This is a genomic window from Vagococcus lutrae (assembly GCF_023299185.1).
GTDB lineage: Bacteria > Bacillota > Bacilli > Lactobacillales > Vagococcaceae > Vagococcus_A > Vagococcus_A lutrae.
The window spans coordinates 1394916-1419739 of record NZ_CP097017.1; the positions used below are offsets into that span (position 1 = coordinate 1394916).

Here is a 24824-nt window from a genome sequence, read left to right on the forward strand (position 1 = left end):
TTTGTCTATGAAAAACGATAACGAGAAAAGACGCGTATCTTTCATAAAGAAAGCTATTACATTATGAGAGAGTATGCTATGATTTAACTGTATTAAAAAGGAGGACAGCCAATCAAAATGAAAATGACAATCCGAGACATTGCCGAGGCAGCGGGCGTATCTACGACGACTGTTTCGCAAATTTTAAATAATAAAGGCAGTCGTTTTAGTGAAAAAACACGTGAAAAAGTAATGGCAATCGTTGAAGAGTTTAATTATAAGCCTGATTTTTTCGCTCAAAATATGGTCACCAAAAAATCGCAAACAATTGGTATGATTGTGCCGGATGTGACAGACTTTTTCTTTTCCAAGTTAATTGAAGGGGTAGAAGCTTATTTAAATTCACTCGGTTATATGATTCTTTTATGTAATTCCAACCACCAAGCAGAATTAGAAGATAAATATTTTGAAGAATTAGTTCATCGTTCGGTAGAAGGTGTTATTATTGCGACCCCTAATCAACTATCTGATAGTATTTTGAAACACGAACGCATTTTAAACAAGTCGATGTCCTTAATACTTGTAGATATGGGCCGTAATAAGCGAACGGAAGGCAAATTACTTGTTGAAGAGTATGAAGGGGTCTATCATGCTACACGTTATTTAATCGAAGAAGGTCATGAAGCTATTGGGTTTTTACAAGAGGTAGGCGACTACTATCAATTATCAGAACGTATTACAGGATATCTAAATTGCTTGGAAGACCATCATATTGCAGCACAATCAAGCTGGGTACAGAGTGGTCCTTTAACAATTGAAGGTGGTTACTTAGCAACGAAGGCGTTACTGACGACAGCCGTTACCCCTATTACTGCGTTAGTGTGCTCGAACGATCAAATGGCAGTAGGTGCTTATCAAGCGATTAACGAGCAAGGATTAAAAATACCAGAGGATATTTCAGTTATTGGTTTTGATGGTTTGGAAATTAGTCGTTATATGGCACCCGCGTTAACCACGGTTCATCAGCCCATCTTTGAGATTGGTTATACTGCAGGAGAGTTTATAATAGGAGCAATCGACTCACCACAGCGAAAGATACCTAATAAAATATTTGAAACCAAATTAATTAAGCGTGATTCGGTAAAACGGTTGACTCGTTAGGATTAAGGTGTTAATATCTATATGTAAGCGTTTAAATTAAAAAACGCTTAATTGGTAAAACGATTTACCAATTAAAGTTTTCTATTTTATATTCGGTTTCGTTATAATAAGAGTGTGCAGGAGGAACGTATTATGAGAATGGTGGATTTAATTGCAAAAAAGCGTGACGGGGAGGTTTTAAGTCAAGAAGAAATCCAGTTTATTGTTTCTGGCTACACGGATCATTCTATTCCAGATTATCAAATGAGCGCGTTGCTTATGGCAATTTTCAATCAAGACATGACAGATGAAGAAATTACGCATCTAACGTTAGCCATGGCGAATTCAGGTGAAGTTATCGACTTGTCTTCTATTAATGGAATTAAGGTAGACAAACATTCGACAGGTGGCGTCGGTGATACGACAACCATCGTGCTAGCACCGCTAGTTGCCAGTGTAGGTGTTCCAGTTGCTAAGATGTCAGGTCGTGGACTTGGTCACACGGGTGGGACGTTAGATAAGTTAGAAGCGATTCCCGGGTTCCAAATTGAAATACCCAATCAGCAATTTATTGATTTAGTTAATGACACACAGGTGGCTGTAACAGGTCAATCAGGTGATTTAGCACCTGCTGACAAACGGATGTATGCCTTGCGAGATGTAACAGCTACGGTCGATTCTATCCCACTAATTGCTAGTTCTGTTATGAGTAAAAAAATTGCTTCAGGTGCCGATGCTATCGTTTTAGACGTGACATTAGGTGATGGGGCATTTATGAAAAATCAAGCAGATGCTGAACGTCTAGCACATACAATGGTTCGTATTGGTAATTTAGCAGGTCGTAAGACAATGGCAGTGATTTCTGACATGTCGCAGCCTCTAGGTGAAGCAATAGGGAACACGTTAGAAGTGGTCGAAGCGATTAACACCTTGAAAGGCGAAGGACCAGAAGATTTACAAGAAATGGTGTATGTTTTAGGTAGTCAAATGGTTGTATTAGCTGAAAAAGCAGACACACTTGAAGAAGCACGTAAGATGTTAGAAGACGCACTTCACTCTGGAAAAGCACTTGCGAAGTTTAAAGAAATGATTCGTAATCAAGGTGGCGATGACAGTGTCGTGGATCACCCAGAAAAAATGCCACAAGCGAAATATGTGACACAGGTGTTAGCACCTAAGTCAGGTTATGTGCGTGACATTCATGCTGAAAGTATCGGGGTTGCTGCTATGTTATTAGGAGCAGGCCGCAAGACAAAAGAAGATGTCATCGATTACAGTGTTGGCTTAGTGTTAAACAAAAAAGTCGGGATGTCAGTTGAAGCGGGCGAACCGTTAGTCACTGTGTATAGCAATCGTGAAGATGTTGAAGACGTTAACCAAATGATATTGGACAATATCGAAATTGGTGATGCTATTGAAGAACCAATGCTTGTAAGAGGCATCATTACTGAATAGCGAAAAGGATGGATAGACAAATGAAAGAAACTTGGATTTCAGAAGCTCAAAACGCAATGACGCATGCACACGTTCCATATTCTCATTTTCCAGTAGGCGCTTGTCTAGTTACAAAAGAGGGTGAGATTTACACCGGTTGTAATATTGAAAATGCTTCTTTTGGCTTATCAAATTGCGCTGAACGAACGGCTTTTTTCAAAGCGGTATCAGAAGGGCGCAAGGAATTTCAACATTTAGTTATAACGGGTAACACTAAAGAACCAATCTCTCCTTGTGGGGCTTGTCGTCAAGTTATGGCGGAGTTTTGTGAGCCGGATATGCCAGTGACGCTTGTCAGTGAATCTGGCGAAACTAAAGAAATGACTGTAAAAGAATTGATACCATATACGTTTACCGATGCACAGCTATAATCAATCTGATTTAACCAGCTAAGTAATTAGCTGTTAAATAAAAAAATACATAGGGGGCTTTACAAGATGAAGACATCTAAAAAGATCGGTTTAGGATTGCTAACTTTAGGATTGGCAGTCGGTTTAGCAGCATGTGGCAACAATGATAAGAAAGGAACAGCTTCTTCTGATGCAGGAAAAGACGGCAGTTCTGATGACTTTTCAGTTGCACTCGTAACAGACCTAGGTGGGGTAGATGACAAATCATTTAACCAATCAGCTTGGGAAGGTTTACAAGAATGGGGTAAAGAAGCAGGTAAAGAAAAAGGTGTTGGCGGATACGATTATAAACAATCAGACTCTGATGCAGACTTCTTACCTAACTTAAACGCAGCGATTGACGATGGATTCGACACAGTATTTGGTATTGGATTTAAATTACAACCAGCTATTGAAGAAGTAGCAAAAGCAAATGCAGATACACACTTCGTTATTATTGACAGTGTGGTAGAAGATCAAGATAACGTAGCATCTGTTTTATTTAAAGACCATGAAGCAGCATACTTAGCAGGTATCGCAGCAGCTAACGCAACAAAATCTAAAAAAATTGGTTTCGTTGGTGGACAAGAAGGAGACGTTATTGGACGTTTTGAAGCTGGTTTCGTTGAAGGGGTAAAATCTGTTGACGACAGCATTAAAGTTCAAGTGAAATATGCAGGTTCATTTGGTGACGCAGCAAAAGGTAAATCAATTGCAGCAGCTATGTACCACGACGGTGTGGACGTAATTTTCCACGCTTCAGGTGACACAGGACAAGGTGTCTTCTCAGAAGCAATCGACGTTATGAACACAAAACCAGAAAATCCAGTATGGGTTATCGGTGTTGACCGTGACCAAGAAGAAGAAGGCGAATACGCTGACGGTAACGTAACATTAACATCTACACTTAAAGGTGTAGGAACATCTGTTAAAGATATTGCACAAAAATCAGCTGACGGCAACTTCCCTGGTGGCGAATTAATGGTTTACGGATTGAAAGAAGGCGGCGTTGACTTGACAGATGGACAATTAGACGACGTTAATCCAAAGATTAAAGAAGCAATCAAAGAAGCAAAAGAAAAAATTGTTGCTGGTGAAATTGAAGTACCAGACAAACCAGCTAAATAATTTGCACATGTAGGTATGGACCCAACGATTATAGTTAGGAAGTGAAAACAGTGAATGAGTCACAATACGTGATTGAAATGGAAGGCATCACCAAAGCTTTTGGTACTTTCAAGGCAAATGACAATATTAATTTAAAAGTAAAAAAAGGTGAAATTCACGCGTTATTAGGTGAGAATGGAGCAGGTAAGTCTACTCTGATGAATATTTTATCTGGTTTACTAGAACCGACTTCTGGAACGATTAAGATTAATGGTAAAGAAGTCCAAATTGCTAACCCAACTGTTGCAAATGAGTTAGGAATAGGAATGGTTCACCAACATTTTATGTTAATTGACAATTTTTCGATTGCAGAAAACATTATTCTTGGGAGCGAACCAACGAATGCTGGGATGATTGACAAGAAAAAAGCGTATGACGACATTGTCGCTGTTTCTGATCGTTATGGTTTTAAAATCGTACCGAATGAGTTGGTTAGTAACATTTCTGTCGGGATGCAACAACGGGTAGAGATTATCAAAACTTTGTATCGCGGCGCGGAAATTTTAATTTTTGATGAGCCGACGGCCGTTCTAACGCCGCAAGAAATAGATGAATTAATGTCTATTATGCACGGCTTAGTGGCAGAAGGTAAGTCCATCATTATTATTACGCATAAGTTAGATGAAATTAAAGCTGTAGCAGATCGTTGTACAGTTATTCGTCGAGGCAAGAGTATTGATACGGTAAACGTGGCAGACGTAACGTCTCAAGAACTTGCTGATTTAATGGTAGGTCGTTCGGTGTCGTTTAAGACACCGAAAGGTCCTGCTGTTCCTAAAGAGCCTGTTTTGAAAGTGAAGGATTTAGTTGTCAAAGAGAACCGTGGTTTAGATGCGGTAAAAGGTTTAACTTTAGAAGTTCGTGCAGGAGAAGTATTGGGTATTGCTGGAATTGACGGCAATGGTCAAAGTGAGTTGCTTCAAGCGATTACAGGTATGCGTAAGGTAGAAAGTGGGACGATTGAGATTAACGGAAAAGATATGACCAATCAACGTCCACGTACGATTACAGAAAATAGTACCGCACATGTTCCTGAGGACCGTCATAAGTTTGGCTTAGTATTACCTATGACACTTTCAGAAAATATCGCACTACAAACTTATTACAAGGAACCTTTAAGTAAAAATGGTTTACTAAATTATCAATTAATCAATTCACATGCGCGTGAGTTGATAGAAGAATTTGATGTACGAACACCAAATGAGTTGGTACCGGCAAGTGCATTATCGGGTGGTAACCAACAAAAAGCGATTATCGCACGTGAAATTGATCGCGACCCTGATTTACTTATCGTTGCACAGCCAACACGTGGTTTGGACGTAGGGGCAATTGAATACATCCATAAACGTTTAATTGAACAACGTGATCATGGAAAAGGTGTCTTGTGTGTGAGTTTTGAGTTAGATGAAATTTTAAACGTGTCAGATCGTATCGCGGTTATGTTTGATGGTCAAATCGTCGGTATCGTAGACCCTAAAGAAACAAGTGAGCAAGAATTGGGACTACTGATGGCAGGGATGACCTTAGAAGAAGCACGAAAAGAACTAAACGGAGAGCAGGAAGGGGTGGAAGTGAATGGGTAATCAACATTCTAAATGGAAGAATCTAGCGGTTCCTGTTATTTCCGTCTTAGCTGGTTTATTACTAGGGGCTATCATTATGTTAGTATCTGGCTATAATCCAGTTGAAGGTTATGGCGCAATGTTAAAAGGCGCTTTTGGTCGAACTTATAATATTGGAGAAGTGTTACGTTTAGCGACACCTTTAATTTTAACAGGATTAGGGTTCTCGGTAGCGAACACGGCAGGATTTTTTAATATTGGTTTAGCAGGTCAGGCTCTATGCGGTTGGATAGGTGCTATTTGGATAGCGATGACATTTCCAGACTTACCACGTATTGTGTTAGTGCCATTAGCGATTATTGTAGGAGCTTTAGCAGGAGCTATTTGGGCAGGAATTGCCGGGTATTTACGTGCACAGTTTGGTACGAGTGAAGTTATTGTGACAATCATGTTAAACTACACGATTTTATACATTAGTAATCACTTAGTACGAAATGTTTTTACAGACAGTGCAGATGCGACACCAAAAATTGGTGAAAATGCGTCTTTAAGAATGCAATTCTTAAGTGATATGTCTGGTGGCTCTCGTTTAAATGGTGGGATTTTCTTAGCAGTATTAATGATTATTCTTGTCTGGATTTTAATGAAACGAACAACCACAGGGTTTGAACTTCGTGCTGTAGGGATGAACCCATTTGCCTCAGAGTATGCAGGGATGAGTGCAAAACGTAATATTGTATTAGCTATGGTCATTTCTGGTGCGTTAGCTGGTATGGGTGGTGTCGTTGAAGGGTTAGGAACATTTGAAAACCTATATATCTTAGATGCAGCCCCTCAAATCGGTTTTGACGGGATGGCGGTTTCATTACTAGGTGGCGGAAATCCAATTGGTATTCTGTTATCAGCTATTTTATTCGGTATATTGAAGATTGGCGGATTGAAAATGCCAAGTGTCGGTATTCCAAATGAGATTGTCGACATTGTAGTAGCGTCTATCATCTTCTTTGTTGGGATTAGTTTTGCTATTCGTTTTATTATGGATAAATTGAGCGTAAAGAAAGGAGAGGCTTAATATGGTAGGAACATTAGCGATTATTGTATCTTCAGCTTTAGTGTATTCCGCTCCTCTCATCTTTACAGCCTTAGGTGGTACTTTTTCAGAACGAAGCGGTGTTGTTAACGTTGGGTTAGAAGGAATTATGACAGTAGGAGCTTTTAGTGCGGCGATTTTCAACTTGAACACGGCACACATCTTTGGTGTTTGGACGCCGTGGATTGCGATGTTATTCGGTGGTTTAATTGGACTTTTATTCTCCATTATCCATGCGGTAGCAACGATTAATTTACGTGCAGACCATATTGTCAGTGGTACGGTTATTAACTTAATGGCACCAGGTCTTACGGTCTTCTTAACAAAGCAACTTTTTGATGGAAAAGGTCAAACAGAAATTATTCGTCAACGTTTTGGTAAGATTAGTTTTCCGATTTTAAAAGATATTCCGGTATTAGGTGATATCTTCTTTAAAAATACTTCTGCACCAGCGTATGTGGCAATTGCCATCGCGTTTCTTGCTTACTTTGTCATTTTTAAAACAAAGTTTGGTTTAAGATTACGTTCAGTTGGTGAAAACCCACAAGCTGCGGATACTTTAGGAATTAACGTCTATGCCATGAAATATGCAGGGGTTTTAATTTCTGGTTTCCTAGGTGGTATGGGTGGAGCGGTTGTTGTACAAGCTATTTCTGGTCAATTCTCAGTTTCAACGATTGCTGGACAAGGCTTTATTTCAATGGCTGCGATGATTTTTGGTAAATGGAATCCAATCGGCGTGATGGGCGCAGCGTTCTTCTTCGGTCTATCACAAAGTCTAGCGATTATCGGTAGTCAAATTAGTTTCTTATCTGGGCTACCATCTGTTTACTTACAAGCAGCACCATATGTGTTAACGATTCTTGTGCTTGTCATCTTCATTGGAAAATCACAAGGACCAAAATCAATCGGTGTCACATATGTAAAATCTAAATAATAACAGACGTGCCAAGTAGTGATAGTTCATCATTGCTTATGGCACGTTTATTATAAACAAAATTATACGAAAGAAGGCATATTATGTTTAAACGTGTACATTTAATTGTCATGGACTCAGTAGGAATTGGAGAAGCGCCAGATGCGCATAAATTTGGAGATGTGGGTAGTCACACGTTAGGGCATATTGCTGAAAAGGCTGGTTTAGCTGTTCCAAATATGGAGCAACTAGGTTTAGGTACGATCGAACCGTTAACAGGCGTTAAAGCAGTGTCAGATCATGAAGGGTATGCGACAAAATTAGAAGAGATTTCAGTCGGTAAGGATACGATGACAGGTCATTGGGAAATCATGGGATTAAATATTCAAACCCCTTTCCGTGTGTTTCCAGAAGGGTTCCCTCAAGAATTGTTAGATAAAATATCTGAATTCTCAGGACGTGGTATTGTTTGTAATTTACCGTATAGTGGGACAGCTGTTATTGATGATTATGGTGAGCATCAAATGAAAACAGGTGACTTGATTGTTTATACGTCAGCAGACCCTGTGTTACAAATTGCCGCTCATGAAGATATTATTCCATTAGAAGAGCTATACCGTATTTGTGAGTATACGCGTGAAATTACAAAAGATGATCCTTATATGATTGGTCGTATTATTGCACGTCCATATGTGGGAGAACCAGGTAACTTTAAACGAACAGCTAATCGTCACGACTACGCCTTAGATCCATTTGGTCATACTGTGTTAGATTCACTAAAAGAAGCGGGCAAAGATGTCATTGCCGTTGGTAAAATTAATGATATTTTTAACGGACAAGGGATAACCGACTTCGTTCGCACAAAATCTAATATGGATGGTGTTGACCAACTGTTAAACGTGATGGCGCGTGATTTTGAAGGTTTAAGTTTTACTAACTTAGTGGACTTTGATGCGTTATTCGGTCATCGTCGTGATATTAAAGGCTATGCTCAAGCGTTAGAAGAGTTTGACGCACGTCTTCCTGAAATTATGGAAGCATTAGAGGAAGATGATTTATTACTTATTACGGCCGATCATGGTAACGACCCAAGTTTTGAAGGGACAGACCACACACGTGAATATGTTCCATTATTAGCCTATAGTAAGAAATTTAAGGGGCAAGGTGCTTTACCACAAGGCTACTTCTCTGATATTGCAGCAACTATTGCGGATAACTTTGAAGTGCCAGCAACTGAAAATGGTCACAGTTTTTTACAAGAATTAAAATAAGTTAAAGGGGTCAAAAAAATGGCAGAAAAATTAAGTGTAAAATTACAAGAAACAGCAGCATATATTCGTGAACAAGGAGTTAAAGAGGTAGAATTTGGTTTGATTCTAGGTTCTGGTCTAGGTGAATTAGCCGATGAAATTGAAAATCCTGTGGTCATTCCTTATGAAAAAATTCCTCATTTCCCAGTTTCAACAGTTGTTGGGCATGCAGGTCAATTAGTTTATGGTGATTTATCAGGCAAAAAAGTCTTAGCAATGCAAGGACGCTTCCACTACTATGAAGGAAATAGTATGCAAGCAGTGACGTTCCCTGTTCGCGTGATGAAAGCACTCGGTGCTCACTCGATGGTAGTAACGAATGCTGCGGGTGGTGTGAACACTTCATTTACACCAGGAAACTTAATGTTAATTACAGACCAAATCAACTTTACAGGCACTAACCCTCTGATTGGTGAGAATGATGACGATTTAGGACCACGTTTCCCAGATATGTCAGAGCCTTACGACAAAGCTTATGGAAAAGTAGCACGTCAAGTTGCAGACAAACTGAAAATCACGTTACAACAAGGGGTATACATGGGATATTCAGGCCCTACGTATGAAACACCAGCTGAAATTAGAATGTCTCGTATGATGGGAGCGGACGCGGTTGGAATGTCTACCGTTCCAGAAGTAATTGTAGCACGCCACATGGATATGCGTGTGTTAGGTGTTACATGTGTGACAAACTTAGCAGCTGGTATGCAAGCTAATTTAAACCATGAAGAAGTAGTTGAAACGACTGAGCGTGTTAAAGCTGACTTTAAATCACTAATCAAAGAAACATTACAAAACTTATAAAAGAAAGAGTGAAATAAATGAGTGTTCATATTGGAGCGAAATCAGGTGAAATAGCGGAGCGCATCTTGTTACCAGGAGATCCATTACGTGCTAAGTATATTGCAGAGACCTTCTTGGAAGATGCTCAATTATACAATGAAGTGCGTGGAATGTTAGGCTACACAGGTACGTACAAAGGGGTTCGTGTGTCCGTACAAGGTACAGGAATGGGAATGCCTTCTGCTGCTATTTATGCGAATGAATTAATTCGAGAGTATGGTGTTAAGAAATTAATTCGTGTGGGTACGTGTGGTTCGATTCAAAAAGACGTTCACGTTCGCGACTTAGTATTAGCACAGGCAGCGGCTACGCCGTCCTCGATTATTCGTAACGATTTTCCTAAATATGATTTCCCACAAATTGCTAACTTTGACTTGTTATTAGAGGCTTATCAAATTGCAAAAGAAAAAGGCTTTAATATTCACGTTGGAAACGTGCTGTCAGATGATGTTTTTTATAAAGATAGCATGGACGATGTGATGAAGCTAGGTGAGCATGGTGTATTAGGTATCGAGATGGAAGCAGCCGTCTTGTATTACTTAGCAGCGAAGTATCACGTTCAAGCATTAGCCTTGATGACAGTGAGTGACCACATTATTACTGGTGAAGAAACTTCAGCAGAAGAACGTCAAAAGACATTTGATGAAATGATGATTGTGGCGTTGGATACAATTATTAAAGACTAAGTTGAATATTAAATGGTGTCCTATGTCTACCATTTAATTAATAAAAAAATGCGTCTCCTTTAAAAAGGGAGGCGCATTTTTTCTGCTCAATTTAGTTTGCATGTTTTTGAATGGTCTCAATACCTGATTCTTTTCCAATAATGACCGTATCTACGATGGATAAAAATAATCCATGTTCTACCACTCCAGGTAAGCTATTCAACCAATCAGCTAAGCGGCGTGGTTCGGAAATCACTTGGCAATGTAAATCAATAATATAGTGCTTTCCATCTGTGACGATAGGGTTGTTATCCGCATCCACACGTAAAACGGGATTTAGACCTTCTTTTTCAAACAAATGCACTAATTGTTGTGAACCATAAGGCATAACCTCAACAGGTAGAGGAAAAGCACCTAATTGTTCCACCCATTTTGATTCATCCACAATCCAAATATTATGACGTGAATAAGTGGCTACAATTTTTTCAAAAAGAAGGGCTGCACCTCCGCCTTTAATTCCTTCAAATTGTGGATTGACCTCATCTGCTCCGTCAATCGTTAAATCGACATGAGTGACTTCATCAATACTTTTTAGTGGAATACCTAAACCTTCTGCTTGTTGGCGTGTTGCTTCTGAAGTCGTTACACCAACCACAGATAAATTTTCTTCTTTAATCCGACGCCCTAATTCTTCAACCATGTAATAAGCGGTAGAACCCGTTCCAAGTCCAACAATCATCCCTTCTTCAATATAAGATGCTGCTTCAATCCCGACCATTTGTTTTAAATTCATCGTCTATTAGCTCCTTTAAATCCTGATTTAATCCTTGCTAGTCTTAGTATACTGATTTTCTCAAAAAAATGATAGCGTTATTAAAATTTAGTCGATAAAAAAGTATTAGAAATGGTTGACACCTCTTTTTTTATGTGATACGATTTTTAAGGTGCTTTATGTACAGGTTTCTATTTTATGATAGACGTTCTGACTGTCATAGAAAGCATTTGATAGTGTTAAATAGCGTTGCAAGGAGACTTGCATTCTTTTTATCACAAAAAAAGAACCACCAGGATGTGTGGTACTAGAAAGCCAGTAGGGAAGGAGGAAACAAGATGCCAACAATTAATCAATTGATACGTAAATCACGTCAATCAAAACCAACAAAATCTGACTCACCTGCATTAGGTAAAGGTTATAACAGTCTAAAAAAATCTCATACTAACACAAACTCTCCTCAAAAACGTGGAGTATGTACACGTGTGGGTACAATGACACCTAAAAAACCTAACTCAGCTTTACGTAAATTTGCTCGTGTTCGTTTATCTAACAACATTGAGGTAACAGCGTATATCCCAGGAATTGGTCATAACCTACAAGAACATAGTGTTGTGTTAATTCGTGGTGGTCGTGTAAAAGACTTACCAGGGGTACGTTATCATATTGTTCGTGGTGCGCTTGATACAGCCGGTGTTACGGATCGTAAACAAAGCCGCTCTAAATATGGTGCTAAAAAACCTAAAAAAGCTTAATTAAAATTAAATTTTACTATTATATAAAGAGAAAATTATTTGGAAGGAGGAAGTTGAATGCCTCGTAAAGGTCCTGTTGCAAAACGTGAAGTTTTACCAGATCCGATTTTTCATTCAAAAGATGTAACACGCTTAATTAACCGCGTTATGGTTGACGGTAAACGTGGAACAGCTTCAAACATCGTTTACAGTGCGTTTGATATTATTAAAGAATCTACAGGTAACGATCCATTAGAAGTTTATGTACAAGCTTTGGATAACGTAAAACCTGACTTAGAAGTTAAAGCTCGTCGTGTAGGTGGTTCTAACTATCAAGTACCGGTTGAAGTTCGCCCTGAACGTCAAATTACTTTAGCATTACGTTGGATTGTAAACTTCTCACGTAACCGTGGAGAACATACAATGGAACAACGTCTAGCGAAAGAATTGATGGATGCTGCTAACAACACTGGCGCTTCTGTTAAGAAACGCGAAGAAACACACAAAATGGCAGAAGCAAACAGAGCGTTTGCACACTATCGCTGGTAAGATCCTCGAGTGTTTGGTGGGTTTGCCTATCAAATACGACTTAATTGTATCGAGATTAACTGAATCACTGACATAAGAGAGGAGAAACAAGAATGCCTAGAGAATTTTCGCTAGAAAACACTCGTAATATCGGGATTATGGCTCATATTGATGCTGGTAAAACAACTACAACAGAGCGTATCCTATATTATACAGGTCGTATCCATAAGATTGGTGAAACACATGATGGTGCTTCACAAATGGACTGGATGGAGCAAGAACAAGAACGTGGTATTACGATTACATCAGCAGCTACAACTGCTCAATGGAAAGGTCACCGCGTTAACATCATTGACACCCCTGGTCACGTGGACTTCACTGTAGAGGTTGAACGTTCATTACGTGTATTAGACGGTGCGGTTACTGTTTTAGATGCTCAATCAGGTGTTGAGCCTCAAACAGAAACAGTGTGGCGTCAAGCTACAACATACGGTGTACCACGTATGGTATTCATCAACAAGATGGATAAAATTGGTGCAGACTTCCTATACGCAGTTGGAACATTGCATGACCGCTTACAAGCAAATGCGCATCCAGTACAATTGCCAATTGGTTCAGAAGATAACTTCACAGGAATCATCGATTTAATTAAGATGAAAGCTGAGATTTATACAAATGACCTAGGAACAGATATTCGTGAGGAAGAAATTCCTGAAGAATACGCTGAATTAGCCCAAGAATGGCGTGAAAAATTAGTTGAAGCGGTTGCTGAAACTGATGAAGAATTAATGATGAGATATTTAGAAGGCGAAGAAATTTCTGAAGACGAATTAAAAGCTGCTATCCGTCGTGCGACAATCGCAGTTGAATTCTACCCAGTATATTGTGGTTCTGCCTTCAAAAATAAAGGGGTTCAATTAATGCTTGATGGCGTTATTGACTACCTACCATCACCAACAGAAGTTGCTGACATTACAGGTATTATTCCTGATACTGAAGAAGAAGTGGTTCGTGAATCAAGTGACGACGCTCCTTTCTCAGCGTTAGCCTTCAAAGTTATGACTGACCCATTCGTAGGTCGTCTAACATTCTTCCGTGTGTACTCTGGTGTCTTAGAATCAGGTTCATACGTTAAAAATGCGACAAAAGGTAAACGTGAACGTGTTGGTCGTATCTTACAAATGCACGCAAACTCTCGTGAAGAGATTTCAACTGTATATGCAGGAGATATTGCAGCAGCTGTTGGACTTAAAGACACAACAACAGGTGACTCATTGTGTGACGAGAAACATCCAGTTATCTTAGAATCAATGGAATTCCCTGAGCCAGTTATCGAAGTTGCGATTGAGCCTAAATCAAAAGCAGACCAAGATAAAATGGGCGTTGCGTTACAAAAATTATCTGAAGAGGATCCTACTTTCCGTGCGTCAACAAACACTGAAACAGGTGAAACAATCATCGCAGGTATGGGTGAGCTTCACTTAGACGTTATCGTTGACCGTATGAAACGTGAATTTAAAGTAGAAGCTAACGTTGGAGCACCTCAAGTTTCTTACCGTGAAACATTCCGTGCACCAATGGTACAAGCTGAAGGTAAATTCGTACGTCAATCAGGTGGTAAAGGACAATACGGACACGTTTGGATTGAATTTACACCAAACGAAGAAGGTGGCGGTTTCGAATTCGAAAACGCAATCGTCGGTGGTGTCGTTCCTCGTGAATACATCCCTGCTGTTGAAGCTGGATTAAAAGCTTCAATGGAAAACGGAATTTTAGCTGGTTATCCTTTAGTTGACATTAAAGCAAAACTTTATGATGGTTCATACCATGACGTCGACTCAAGTGAAACAGCTTTCCGTGTGGCAGCTTCTATGGCATTACGTGCCGCTGCTAAAAAAGCACAACCTGCTATTTTAGAACCTATCATGGCAGTAGAGATTGTTATTCCAGAAGATCACTTAGGTGATATTATGGGACACGTAACAGCTCGTCGTGGTCGCGTTGAAGGTATGGAAGCTCGTACAGGTGGCTTACAAGTCGTACGTGCGATGATTCCTTTATCAGAAATGTTTGGCTATGCGACAACATTACGTTCTTCTACACAAGGTCGTGGTGTCTTTACAATGGTATTTGACCATTACGAAGATGTTCCAAAATCTATTCAAGAAGAAATCATTAAGAAAAATGGTGGCTCTGCAGAATAATAGCCCTTGCTATCTTTTCTGGGAAAAATCATGTAAACTGTAAGTGAGATAAAGCGGTCAGGCGCTCTGATCGCTTATCCATAAAAAATAAAACATATATTTTTAGGAGGATTTATTTAAAATGGGAAAAGAAAAATTTGACCGTTCTAAACCACACGTTAACATTGGTACAATCGGACACGTTGACCATGGTAAAACAACATTATCAGCTGCTATCGCAACTGTTTTAGCTAAACACGGACATGGTGAAGCTCAAAACTACGCTGACATTGATAACGCGCCAGAAGAAAAAGAGCGTGGAATCACAATCAGTACTTCACACATCGAGTATGAAACAGAAAACCGTCACTATGCACACGTGGACTGCCCAGGACACGCGGACTATGTTAAAAACATGATCACTGGTGCTGCTCAAATGGACGGAGCTATCTTAGTAGTTTCTGCTGCTGATGGTCCAATGCCACAAACTCGTGAGCACATTCTTTTATCTCGTAACGTTGGTGTACCATACATCGTTGTTTTCTTAAACAAAATGGACATGGTTGACGACGAAGAGTTATTAGAATTAGTAGAAATGGAAGTTCGTGACTTATTAAGCGAATACGACTTCCCAGGAGACGATACACCAATCGTTGCTGGTTCTGCTTTGAAAGCTTTAGAAGGCGTTGAAGAATATGAGCAAAAAATCTTAGACTTAATGGCTGAGGTTGATGCATACATTCCAACTCCAGAACGTGACCATGACAAACCATTCATGATGCCAGTTGAGGACGTATTCTCAATCACTGGTCGTGGTACTGTTGCTACAGGTCGTGTTGAACGTGGTACAATCAAAGTTGGTGACGAAGTTGAAGTTATCGGTATTGCAGAAGATATCGCTAAAACAACTGTTACTGGTGTAGAAATGTTCCGTAAATTATTAGATTACGCTGAAGCTGGAGACAACATTGGTGCATTATTACGTGGTGTTTCACGTGAAGATATCCAACGTGGTCAAGTATTAGCAGCTCCAGGAACAATCACTCCACATACTAAATTTAACGCTGAAGTTTACGTTTTAAGTAAAGAAGAAGGCGGACGTCATACACCATTCTTTGGTAACTACCGTCCACAATTCTACTTCCGTACAACTGACGTAACTGGTGTTATCGAATTACCAGAAGGAACTGAAATGGTTATGCCTGGGGACAACGTAACAATCGACGTTGACTTAATTCACCCAATCGCTATCGAAGAAGGAACTCGTTTCTCAATTCGTGAAGGTGGCCGTACAGTAGGTTCAGGTGTTGTATCTAAAATCTTGGCTTAATTTTTAAAAAATTAAGACTATCAAATATACATGTATTCGTCCGTAAGGAGCTAAGGAAACTTAGCTCCTTTTTTTGAACAATTACTATTGTACATTCTGGGTAGTTAAGGTATCATTTAAACTGATAAAAGAAAAGTGAGGGATGGGTGTGCAAAGTAAAAAGAAGCTATTTTTGTTACTAATCGTTTCGATGGTGTTTGCAGTTGCCTCCATATTAGTTGGATGGGTATACGCAGAAAAACGTGATCAAGCGATAGTTGCAGGGGACAAAACAATAGCCACTACTGAAAAGAAAAACACTAATAAAAAAGCAAACAAAAAAACATCAAACAACGTAACGCTTGCTGATTTGTTTGATGGTGACGATCACATTTACTTAAATGAACAACTAACAGCGGATATGATTAAAACTGCCAAGAAAAATCTGCCAGCTGAAGAACAAGGGCTTGTAGACCAAGCTAAAGCAAAGTTTAATGTCTTGCATACAGTGAATGGGTTGTTTACAGAGGCGCCATTAAAGGGACGTGTCGTAAATGAAGAAGCGACCATGCTAGATGATGTCACAGATAAAGAAAAAAAGAGTGCGATGGAGTTAGTCAACGGTTTGCCTGATGACGCATTTTCAGCAACGCTAATGGCAGTTTTACAAGGTGATGAGCCAGTTGCAACTGAAGATGAAAATGTCAGTGCTTCTTGGGATACGACTGAAGCGGATGTCGCCTATGCGGACCAAATGTTAGCCAACGTAGTGAAAGATGGCGAAGTCATTACCGGCTTTACTATGGAAGCTTATCAAAATGCACGTACAGCTATTGACGCACTTCCGGAAGGTTCTGATAAGAAAGCAATGAAAAAAGAACTGAAAAAAGTAGAAGATGCGATGACGAGTATGGGTATTCCTTTTGAATAAAGAAAATAATTAAGAAAAAAGCTTGCAATCAAGCTTTTTTTTTAGTATACTTTTAAAGGTGTCGCGTACAAATAGTACAAAACACATTAGCAATCAAGCGAGATTGCGTGGCAAAGAAACGAAAGGTTGCGACACGCCCGGAAGCATTGCCATAGAAGGGTGATGTCGGATATTTTCGCGGAGCTATGTCTACTTTTCAAAATAGGCGAAGGAGGGAAAAAAATGGCAAAACAAAAAATTCGTATCCGTTTAAAAGCATATGAGCATCGTATTTTAGATCAATCAGCGGAGAAAATCGTAGAAACAGCAAAGAGAACAGGGGCTGACATTTCAGGTCCGATTCCTTTACCAACAGAGCGTTCTGTTTATACAGTTATCCGTGCGACTCATAAATACAAAGACTCACGTGAGCAATTCGAAATGCGAACTCACAAACGTCTAATCGACATTGTGAACCCAACACCGAAAACAGTTGACGCTTTAATGAAGCTAGACTTACCAAGCGGTGTGAATATTGAAATTAAATTATAATAATAAGATGATGGAGGTGTACTCATGACCAAAGGAATCTTAGGAAAAAAAGTAGGAATGACACAAATTTTCACTGAAAATGGTGAATTAATCCCTGTAACAGTAATCGAAGCAACACCTAACGTGGTAATGCAAGTGAAAACTGTTGAAACAGATGGTTACGAAGCCGTTCAATTAGGTTTCCAAGACCAACGTGAAATTTTGTCAAACAAACCTGCTAAAGGTCATGCTGTAAAAGCAAATACGACTCCTAAGCGCTTCATTAGAGAGTTTAAAGATGTTGAGCTAGGAGAATTCGAAGTAGGAAACGAAGTAAAAGTGGATGTATTCCAAGCAGGAGACATCGTAAACGTAACAGGTACAACGAAAGGTAAAGGATACCAAGGGGTTATTAAACGCCATGGTCAAGCTCGTGGACCAATGAGCCACGGTTCTCGTTACCACCGTCGTCCTGGGTCAATGGGTCCAGTCGATCCGAATCGCGTGTTTAAAAATAAAAAATTAGCAGGTCAAATGGGTGGCGACCGTGTCACAATCAAGAACTTAGAAGTTGTTCGTGTTGACCTAGATCGTAATGTTATCTTAGTAAAAGGTAATGTTCCAGGATCTAAAAAATCATTAGTTCAAATCCAGTCAGCGAAAGCGGCTAAATAATTGTTGGAGAGGAGGAACTAAGGGATGACTACTGTAGCATTATTTAAACAAGATGGTACTAAAGCTGGTGACGTTGAATTAAACGATGCAATCTTTGGTATCGAACCAAACGAAAGCGTAGTTTATGACGCTATCATCATGCAACGTGCTTCTTTAAGACAAGGAACACACGCTGTAAAAAACCGCAGTGCTGTACGCGGAGGCGGACGTAAACCATGGCGTCAAAAAGGTACAGGACGTGCTCGTCAAGGATCAATCCGTTCACCACAATGGCGTGGAGGCGGCGTTGTCTTCGGACCAACACCACGTTCATACAGCTACAAACTTCCTAGAAAAGTTCGTCGTTTAGCAATTCGTTCTGTATTATCAGAAAAAGTTGCTCAAGATAGTTTGATGGTAGTAGATGCTTTAAGCTTCGACGCACCAAAAACGAAAGAATTTAAAGAAGTATTAAATAAATTAGATGTAAACAACAAAGTATTAGTTGTATTAGAAGAAGGAAATGACTTTGCAGCTTTATCAGCTCGTAACTTACCAAATGTTTCTGTCATTTCAGCAGATAACGTCAGCGTCTTAGATGTTGTTTCAAACGACACTATGTTAATGACACAAGCTGCTCTTACTCAATTAGAGGAGGTGCTTGCATAATGGAATTATTAGATGTAATTAAACGTCCAGTTATTACCGAAGCCTCTATGTTAGCGATGGACGAGAAAAAATACACATTTGATGTAGATACTCGTGCTAACAAAACACTCGTAAAGCAAGCTGTTGAAGCGGCTTTTGGAGTAAAAGTTAAAAATGTTAACATCATGAATGTTAAACCTAAATTCAAACGTATGGGTCAATTTGGCGGACATACAAACAAACGTCGCAAAGCAATTGTGACATTAACTGAAGACTCAAAAGATATCCAATTATTCGATGCAGAATAGCATCTAACCTGTATAATTTTTAAAGTAGGAGGGAAAAGACGTGGCGATTAAAAAGTATAAACCAACCACAAATGGTCGTCGTAATATGACAAGCTTAGACTTTGCTGAGATTACTACTAATCAACCAGAAAAAAGCTTGTTACAACCGATGAAGAACAATGCTGGTCGTAACAACATGGGCCGCATTACAGTTCGTCACCATGGTGGCGGTCACAAACGTCAATATCGTTTAATTGACTTTAAACGTGTGAAAGACAATGTCGAAGCAACTGTTAAGACAATCGAATACGATCCAAACAGAACAGCTAACATTGCATTAATTCACTATGTAGATGGAGTTAAATCATACATCTTAGCACCAAAAGGATTAAAAGTAGGAGATAAAGTAATTTCAGGTGATGACGCTGATATTAAACTAGGAAACGCTTTGCCATTAGCAAACATTCCAGTTGGTACAGTTATTCATAACATTGAAATGAAACCTGGTAAAGGTGGACAATTAATCCGCTCAGCTGGTACAAAAGCTCAAGTACTAGGTAAAGAAGGTAAATATGTTTTAGTACGTTTGAACTCTGGTGAAGTACGTATGATCTTAGGAACATGCCGTGCAACAGTTGGTTCAGTCGGAAACGAACAACACGAATTAGTAAACATTGGTAAAGCTGGACGTAACCGTTGGAAGAGAAAACGCCCAACAGTACGTGGTAGCGTAATGAACCCTAACGATCACCCACACGGTGGTGGTGAAGGTAAAACTCCAATCGGTATGCCTTCTCCAATGACTCCATGGGGCAAACCAACACTTGGATACAAAACACGTAAGAAATCTAAAAATGACAAACTTATTGTGCGTCGTCGTAAATCTAAATAATTTAAAACCGGCATGTTAACGTGTCGGTAGAATCTGAGAGGAGGTTCAACATGGGACGCAGTCTAAAGAAAGGACCATTTTGTGACGAACATTTAATGTCAAAAGTGGTTGCTCAAAAAGATGTTGAAAAGAAAAAAGTCATTAAAACATGGTCTCGTAGATCTACAATTTTCCCGAATTTTGTAGGATACACCATTGCTGTTTATGACGGAAGAAAGCATGTTCCAGTCTACATTCAAGAAGATATGGTTGGACATAAATTAGGTGAATTTGCACCAACAAGAACATTCCGTGGCCACTCTGGCGACGATAAGAAAACAGGCCGTTAATACGTGAGGGGAGGAATTGCAAATGACAGCACAAATTACTTCAGCAAAAGCAACTGCTAAAACAGTTCGTACTTCACCTCGCAAAACACGTCTAGTTATTGACTTAATTAGAGGGAAAAGTGTGGCAGAAGCTATTTCAATTTTGAAATATACGCCTAACAAAGCTGCTGGAATCATTGAGAAAGTCTTAATGTCCGCAGTTGCAAATGCAGAAAACAATTATGATTTAGATGTTGAAAACTTGGTAGTGTCAGAGGCTTTTGTAAACGAAGGACCAACAATGAAACGTTTCCGTCCACGTGCAAAAGGATCAGCGTCACCAATCAACAAAAGAACTAGCCACATTACTGTAGTAGTGGCAGAGAAATAGGAGGGACGATCAGTGGGTCAAAAAGTACATCCAATAGGAATGCGTGTTGGCGTTATTCGCGACTGGGAAGCTAAGTGGTATGCTGAAAAAGAATACGCTGAATACTTACACGAAGACTTAAAAATTCGCGAATTTATCGCGACAACACTTGCTGACGCCGCTGTGTCTAAGGTTGAAATCGAACGTGCTGCAAATCGCGTCAACGTTTCAGTCCACACAGCTAAACCAGGTATGGTGATTGGTAAAGGCGGATCAGAAGTTGAGAAATTACGTAAAGAATTAAATAAATTAACTGGTAAACGAGTTCACATTAACATTATCGAAATCAAAAAACCAGATTTGGATGCTAAGTTAGTAGCAGAAGGAATCGCACGTCAATTAGAAAACCGTGTTGCTTTCCGTCGTGCACAAAAACAAGCTATCCAACGTACTATGCGTGCTGGAGCTGATGGAATTAAAACATTAGTATCTGGACGTTTAAACGGTGCTGATATCGCACGTTCAGAAGGGTATTCTGAAGGAACAGTTCCTTTACATACTCTAAGAGCAGATATCGACTATGCTTGGGAAGAAGCAGACACAACATACGGAAAACTAGGAGTTAAAGTGTGGATTTATCGTGGAGAAATTCTTCCAGAAATCAAAAACACTGAGAAAGGAGGGAAATAGACATGTTAGTACCTAAACGTGTAAAATACCGTCGTGAGTTTAGAGGAAAAATGCGTGGCGAAGCCAAAGGTGGTAAAGAAGTAGCTTTTGGAGAATACGGTTTACAAGCATTAGATTCAGCTTGGATTACTAACCGTCAAATCGAAGCTTCTCGTATCGCAATGACTCGTTTCATGAAACGTGGTGGGAAAGTATGGATCAAAATTTTCCCTCATAAGTCATATACAGCAAAAGCTATCGGCGTTCGTATGGGTTCCGGTAAAGGGGCTCCAGAAGGATGGGTAGCACCAGTAAAACGAGGAAAAATCATGTTTGAAATTGCTGGCGTTCCTGAAGATGTAGCACGCGAAGCATTACGTCTAGCGTCACATAAATTGCCAGTTAGAACAAAATTTGTAAAACGTGAGGAAATGGGTGGTGAATCGAATGAAGGTTAAAGACATTAAAGGATTATCCACTGCTGAAATGCTAGAAAAGGAAAAAGAATTTAAAGAAGAATTATTTAACTTAAGATTCCAACTAGCAACAGGTCAACTTGAAGATACATCACGTATTAAGAAAGTACGCCAATCGATTGCACGTATCAAAACAGTTTTGCGCGAGCAAGAGAAGTAATAGTGGAAGGAGGCCATTAACGTATGACTGAAAGAAATGAACGTAAAGTTTACCAAGGTCGTGTCGTATCAGACAAGATGGATAAAACCATCACAGTTGTTGTAGAAACACGTAAAACACATAAAGTTTACGGTAAACGTGTGAAATATTCGAAGAAATACAAAGCTCACGATGAAAACAATGTTGCAAAAACAGGTGACATCGTGCGAATTATGGAAACTCGTCCATTATCCGCTACAAAACGTTTCCGTTTGTTAGAGGTAGTAGAAGAAGCAGTTATCATCTAAGCGAGATTTTCCTATATAGATTGAAAGTTTAAATCTGAAAGGAGGATACAATAATGATCCAAACAGAAAGTCGTTTAAAAGTAGCTGACAACTCTGGCGCACGTGAAGTGCTTGCTATTAAAGTGTTGGGTGGCTCTGGTCGTAATAATGCCAATATTGGTGACATAATTGTTGCGTCGGTTAAACATGCAACGCCAGGTGGAGTTGTTAAAAAAGGTGAAATCGTCAAAGCAGTTATCGTAAGAACAAAAACAGGAGCTCGTCGTGCAGACGGTTCATATATAAAATTTGATGAAAATGCATGTGTGATTATCCGTGATGATAAGAGCCCTCGTGGTACTCGTATCTTTGGACCAGTTGCACGTGAATTACGTGATAATAACTTCATGAAAATTATTTCATTAGCACCAGAAGTATTATAATCAATTGTTAGCTAAAGGAGGTGCGAGACAAAAATGTTTGTAAAAAAAGGCGATAAAGTAAAAATTATCACTGGTAAAGATAAAGGAAAAGAAGGCGTTGTTTTAACAGCTTTCCCTAAAAACGACCGTGTCATCGTTGAAGGTGTGAACATGGTTAAAAAACATCAAAAACCAAGCGCAACTGTTCCTCAAGGAGGAATTGTCGAACAAGAAGCATCTATTCACGTATCGAATGTCATGGTGGTTGATCCATCTACAAACGAACCAACACGTGTTGGATACAAAGTGGTTGACGGTAAAAAAGTGCGTGTTTCTAAAAAAACAGGTGAAGTTTTAGATAAATAATTGGTAAGGAAGGAGGAACCGTTAGAATGAACCGCCTTAGAGAAAAATATGTAAATGAAGTAACACCATCTTTGATGGAAAAATTTAACTACTCTTCTATTATGCAAGCACCAAAAGTTGAGAAAATTGTAATCAACATGGGTGTTGGTGATGCAGTATCTAATGCTAAAAACTTAGATAAAGCTGTTGAAGAATTAACCCTAATTTCAGGTCAAAAACCTGTTATTACGAAGGCAAGAAAATCAATTGCTGGTTTCAGATTACGTGAAGGAATGCCTATCGGATGTAAAGTAACTTTACGTGGCGAAAGAATGTATGAATTCTTAGACAAACTAGTAACTGTTTCCTTACCTCGTGTACGTGACTTCCACGGTGTCAGTGCTAAATCATTTGATGGACGCGGAAACTACACATTAGGTGTTAAAGAGCAGTTAATTTTCCCAGAAGTAGACTACGATCGCGTAGATAAAGTACGTGGTATGGACATCGTCATTGTTACAACAGCCAACACAGACGAAGAGTCTCGTGAGCTATTGTCACAACTTGGCATGCCATTCCAAAAATAATTAAAGGAGGCGAACTACTTGGCTAAAAAATCAATGATTGCTAAAAACAAACGTCCAGCTAAATTCTCAACTCAAGAATATACGCGTTGTGAACGTTGTGGTCGTCCACATTCAGTTTATCGCAAATTCAAACTATGCCGTATTTGCTTCCGCGAACTTGCCTATAAAGGACAAATTCCCGGCGTGAAGAAAGCTAGCTGGTAACAAAAAACCCGCATAGAAGGAGGTTAATAGTTCAATGGTCATGACAGATCCTATCGCAGATTTCTTAACACGAATTCGTAATGCCAACATGGTAAAACACGATATGTTAGAAGTACCTGCATCAAAAATCAAACATGATATCGCAGAAATCTTGAAAAAAGAAGGTTTCGTCCGCGATGTAGAATATATTGAAGATGACAAACAAGGCATCATTCGCGTTTTCTTAAAATATGGTCGTAATGAAGAACGTGTCATTACAAACCTAAAACGTATTTCTAAACCAGGTTTACGTGCTTATGTAAAAGCGAATGAAGTTCCTAAAGTATTAAACGGCTTAGGTATTGCAATCATTTCTACTTCTGAAGGTGTTATCACTGATAAAGAAGCAAGAGAGCGTAATATCGGCGGCGAAGTACTCGCTTACGTATGGTAAGATAAACAGAAAATAAGGAGGTGTCTTGAGTGAGTCGTATTGGTAATAAACCAGTTGTTATCCCTGAAGGTGTCACAGTGACAAAAAACGGTAACGACATTACAGTTAAAGGTCCTAACGGAGAATTAACACGTACATTTGTACCGAACATTGCTATTTCTATCGAAGGAAATGAAGTAGTATTAACACGTGAAAATGACGAAAAAACAAATCGTTCATTGCACGGAACAATGCGTTCAAACCTTGATAACATGATTATCGGTGTGAGCAAAGGGTTCGAAAAACAATTAGAATTAATCGGGGTTGGGTACCGTGCTCAATTACAAGGTAAAAAACTTGTCTTGAACGTAGGTTACTCTCATCCAGTTGAATTTGATGCACCAGAAGGCATCACAATCGAAGTTCCTTCTAACACTCAAGTAATCGTTAAAGGAATCAATAAAGAGCATGTTGGCGAATTAGCTGCTAACATTCGTGGAGTACGTCCTCCAGAGCCTTATAAAGGTAAAGGAATTCGCTATGTTGGTGAATTTGTAAGACGTAAAGAAGGTAAGACTGGTAAATAATCGCCAGTAACATAAAAT

The 24824-nt window shown here is 39.3% G+C and carries 33 protein-coding genes; 32 read left to right on the plus strand and 1 reads right to left on the minus strand.

The features are described from left to right. Nucleotides 1-117: 117 nt before the first annotated feature. The 10 genes from M2919_RS06650 to deoD all read left to right on the plus strand — a co-directional run bounded on the left by M2919_RS06650 (nucleotide 118) and on the right by deoD (nucleotide 10573). The gene (locus tag M2919_RS06650; protein ID WP_248848451.1) at nucleotides 118-1140 is read left to right on the plus strand and encodes a LacI family DNA-binding transcriptional regulator; all 1023 of its coding nucleotides are present in this window, start codon (nucleotides 118-120) and stop codon (nucleotides 1138-1140) included. 132 nt (nucleotides 1141-1272) lie between these two features. After that, nucleotides 1273-2574 carry a pyrimidine-nucleoside phosphorylase gene (locus M2919_RS06655; RefSeq protein ID WP_126762154.1) on the plus strand — a complete coding sequence of 434 codons (1302 nt, stop codon included), beginning with the start codon at nucleotides 1273-1275 and terminating at the stop codon, nucleotides 2572-2574. A gap of 8 nt (nucleotides 2575-2582) precedes the next feature. Then, the gene (locus M2919_RS06660; protein ID WP_126762152.1) at nucleotides 2583-2984 is read left to right on the plus strand and encodes a cytidine deaminase; all 402 of its coding nucleotides are present in this window, start codon (nucleotides 2583-2585) and stop codon (nucleotides 2982-2984) included. A gap of 66 nt (nucleotides 2985-3050) precedes the next feature. Continuing rightward, the gene (locus M2919_RS06665; RefSeq protein WP_248848452.1) at nucleotides 3051-4130 is read left to right on the plus strand and encodes a BMP family lipoprotein; all 1080 of its coding nucleotides are present in this window, start codon (nucleotides 3051-3053) and stop codon (nucleotides 4128-4130) included. A 77-nt stretch (nucleotides 4131-4207) separates the two neighbouring features. After that, nucleotides 4208-5752 carry an ABC transporter ATP-binding protein gene (locus tag M2919_RS06670; protein ID WP_126762236.1) on the plus strand — a complete coding sequence of 515 codons (1545 nt, stop codon included), beginning with the start codon at nucleotides 4208-4210 and terminating at the stop codon, nucleotides 5750-5752. Then, nucleotides 5745-6803, plus strand: coding sequence for an ABC transporter permease (locus M2919_RS06675; RefSeq protein ID WP_126762147.1), 1059 nt, complete (start codon nucleotides 5745-5747; stop codon nucleotides 6801-6803). The genes M2919_RS06670 and M2919_RS06675 overlap by 8 nt, the downstream gene beginning before the upstream one ends. Nucleotide 6804: 1 nt before the next feature. Then, nucleotides 6805-7758, plus strand: coding sequence for an ABC transporter permease (locus tag M2919_RS06680; protein WP_126762145.1), 954 nt, complete (start codon nucleotides 6805-6807; stop codon nucleotides 7756-7758). A gap of 83 nt (nucleotides 7759-7841) precedes the next feature. Continuing rightward, complete coding sequence (deoB, locus tag M2919_RS06685) at nucleotides 7842-9008, plus strand: phosphopentomutase (protein WP_248848453.1); 1167 nt, start codon at nucleotides 7842-7844, stop codon at nucleotides 9006-9008. Between the two features lie 18 nt (nucleotides 9009-9026). After that, on the plus strand, nucleotides 9027-9848 hold the full coding sequence (locus tag M2919_RS06690) for a purine-nucleoside phosphorylase (protein ID WP_126762141.1): 822 nt from the start codon (nucleotides 9027-9029) through the stop codon (nucleotides 9846-9848). Between the two features lie 17 nt (nucleotides 9849-9865). Further along, nucleotides 9866-10573, plus strand: coding sequence for a purine-nucleoside phosphorylase (deoD, locus tag M2919_RS06695; RefSeq protein ID WP_023606952.1), 708 nt, complete (start codon nucleotides 9866-9868; stop codon nucleotides 10571-10573). 91 nt (nucleotides 10574-10664) lie between these two features. Here deoD and rpiA read toward each other — a convergent pair whose 3' ends face one another. Continuing rightward, nucleotides 10665-11345 (minus strand): ribose-5-phosphate isomerase RpiA, encoded by a 681-nt coding sequence (rpiA, locus tag M2919_RS06700; RefSeq protein ID WP_248848454.1) that lies wholly within the window; start codon nucleotides 11343-11345, stop codon nucleotides 10665-10667. A 317-nt stretch (nucleotides 11346-11662) separates the two neighbouring features. Here rpiA and rpsL point away from each other — a divergent pair, with 317 nt between their 5' ends. The 22 genes from rpsL to rplF all read left to right on the plus strand — a co-directional run bounded on the left by rpsL (nucleotide 11663) and on the right by rplF (nucleotide 24806). Beyond that, nucleotides 11663-12079, plus strand: coding sequence for a 30S ribosomal protein S12 (gene rpsL / locus M2919_RS06705; protein WP_126762135.1), 417 nt, complete (start codon nucleotides 11663-11665; stop codon nucleotides 12077-12079). A gap of 57 nt (nucleotides 12080-12136) precedes the next feature. After that, nucleotides 12137-12607, plus strand: a complete 471-nt coding sequence (gene rpsG, locus M2919_RS06710) for a 30S ribosomal protein S7 (protein ID WP_023606955.1) — start codon at nucleotides 12137-12139, stop codon at nucleotides 12605-12607. Nucleotides 12608-12699: 92 nt separating this feature from the next. Next, nucleotides 12700-14790 (plus strand): elongation factor G, encoded by a 2091-nt coding sequence (gene fusA, locus M2919_RS06715; RefSeq protein ID WP_248848455.1) that lies wholly within the window; start codon nucleotides 12700-12702, stop codon nucleotides 14788-14790. A 121-nt stretch (nucleotides 14791-14911) separates the two neighbouring features. After that, a complete protein-coding gene (gene tuf / locus M2919_RS06720; RefSeq protein ID WP_023606957.1) occupies nucleotides 14912-16099 on the plus strand; it encodes an elongation factor Tu in 1188 nt (395 codons plus the stop codon). Nucleotides 16100-16289: 190 nt separating this feature from the next. Further along, a complete protein-coding gene (locus tag M2919_RS06725; RefSeq protein WP_248848456.1) occupies nucleotides 16290-17009 on the plus strand; it encodes a hypothetical protein in 720 nt (239 codons plus the stop codon). A 222-nt stretch (nucleotides 17010-17231) separates the two neighbouring features. Beyond that, nucleotides 17232-17540: a 30S ribosomal protein S10 gene (rpsJ, locus tag M2919_RS06730; protein WP_023606959.1), complete on the plus strand. Its 309-nt coding sequence runs from the start codon at nucleotides 17232-17234 to the stop codon at nucleotides 17538-17540. Between the two features lie 24 nt (nucleotides 17541-17564). Further along, complete coding sequence (rplC, locus tag M2919_RS06735; protein ID WP_023606960.1) at nucleotides 17565-18194, plus strand: 50S ribosomal protein L3; 630 nt, start codon at nucleotides 17565-17567, stop codon at nucleotides 18192-18194. Nucleotides 18195-18218: 24 nt separating this feature from the next. Continuing rightward, complete coding sequence (gene rplD, locus M2919_RS06740; protein ID WP_023606961.1) at nucleotides 18219-18842, plus strand: 50S ribosomal protein L4; 624 nt, start codon at nucleotides 18219-18221, stop codon at nucleotides 18840-18842. Continuing rightward, nucleotides 18842-19129 carry a 50S ribosomal protein L23 gene (rplW, locus tag M2919_RS06745; protein WP_023606962.1) on the plus strand — a complete coding sequence of 96 codons (288 nt, stop codon included), beginning with the start codon at nucleotides 18842-18844 and terminating at the stop codon, nucleotides 19127-19129. Before rplD ends, rplW begins: the two co-directional genes overlap by 1 nt. Nucleotides 19130-19169: 40 nt before the next feature. Next, the gene (gene rplB, locus M2919_RS06750) at nucleotides 19170-20000 is read left to right on the plus strand and encodes a 50S ribosomal protein L2 (RefSeq protein ID WP_202585035.1); all 831 of its coding nucleotides are present in this window, start codon (nucleotides 19170-19172) and stop codon (nucleotides 19998-20000) included. A 50-nt stretch (nucleotides 20001-20050) separates the two neighbouring features. Continuing rightward, complete coding sequence (gene rpsS, locus M2919_RS06755; RefSeq protein ID WP_023606964.1) at nucleotides 20051-20329, plus strand: 30S ribosomal protein S19; 279 nt, start codon at nucleotides 20051-20053, stop codon at nucleotides 20327-20329. 22 nt (nucleotides 20330-20351) lie between these two features. Next, nucleotides 20352-20699, plus strand: coding sequence for a 50S ribosomal protein L22 (rplV, locus tag M2919_RS06760; protein ID WP_023606965.1), 348 nt, complete (start codon nucleotides 20352-20354; stop codon nucleotides 20697-20699). 12 nt (nucleotides 20700-20711) lie between these two features. After that, nucleotides 20712-21368 carry a 30S ribosomal protein S3 gene (gene rpsC / locus M2919_RS06765; RefSeq protein ID WP_126762129.1) on the plus strand — a complete coding sequence of 219 codons (657 nt, stop codon included), beginning with the start codon at nucleotides 20712-20714 and terminating at the stop codon, nucleotides 21366-21368. Between the two features lie 2 nt (nucleotides 21369-21370). Then, nucleotides 21371-21805: a 50S ribosomal protein L16 gene (gene rplP / locus M2919_RS06770; protein ID WP_023606967.1), complete on the plus strand. Its 435-nt coding sequence runs from the start codon at nucleotides 21371-21373 to the stop codon at nucleotides 21803-21805. Beyond that, nucleotides 21795-21983: a 50S ribosomal protein L29 gene (gene rpmC, locus M2919_RS06775; protein WP_023606968.1), complete on the plus strand. Its 189-nt coding sequence runs from the start codon at nucleotides 21795-21797 to the stop codon at nucleotides 21981-21983. Before rplP ends, rpmC begins: the two co-directional genes overlap by 11 nt. Nucleotides 21984-22006: 23 nt before the next feature. After that, nucleotides 22007-22270: a 30S ribosomal protein S17 gene (gene rpsQ / locus M2919_RS06780; RefSeq protein ID WP_023606969.1), complete on the plus strand. Its 264-nt coding sequence runs from the start codon at nucleotides 22007-22009 to the stop codon at nucleotides 22268-22270. A gap of 53 nt (nucleotides 22271-22323) precedes the next feature. Next, the gene (rplN, locus tag M2919_RS06785; RefSeq protein ID WP_023606970.1) at nucleotides 22324-22692 is read left to right on the plus strand and encodes a 50S ribosomal protein L14; all 369 of its coding nucleotides are present in this window, start codon (nucleotides 22324-22326) and stop codon (nucleotides 22690-22692) included. Nucleotides 22693-22725: 33 nt separating this feature from the next. Then, nucleotides 22726-23037 carry a 50S ribosomal protein L24 gene (gene rplX, locus M2919_RS06790; RefSeq protein WP_023606971.1) on the plus strand — a complete coding sequence of 104 codons (312 nt, stop codon included), beginning with the start codon at nucleotides 22726-22728 and terminating at the stop codon, nucleotides 23035-23037. Between the two features lie 26 nt (nucleotides 23038-23063). Further along, nucleotides 23064-23603, plus strand: coding sequence for a 50S ribosomal protein L5 (gene rplE, locus M2919_RS06795; RefSeq protein WP_023606972.1), 540 nt, complete (start codon nucleotides 23064-23066; stop codon nucleotides 23601-23603). 18 nt (nucleotides 23604-23621) lie between these two features. Further along, complete coding sequence (locus M2919_RS06800) at nucleotides 23622-23807, plus strand: type Z 30S ribosomal protein S14 (RefSeq protein WP_016184192.1); 186 nt, start codon at nucleotides 23622-23624, stop codon at nucleotides 23805-23807. 34 nt (nucleotides 23808-23841) lie between these two features. Continuing rightward, a complete protein-coding gene (gene rpsH / locus M2919_RS06805; protein ID WP_023606973.1) occupies nucleotides 23842-24240 on the plus strand; it encodes a 30S ribosomal protein S8 in 399 nt (132 codons plus the stop codon). A 29-nt stretch (nucleotides 24241-24269) separates the two neighbouring features. Next, nucleotides 24270-24806, plus strand: a complete 537-nt coding sequence (rplF, locus tag M2919_RS06810; protein WP_248848457.1) for a 50S ribosomal protein L6 — start codon at nucleotides 24270-24272, stop codon at nucleotides 24804-24806. Nucleotides 24807-24824 lie beyond the last annotated feature (18 nt).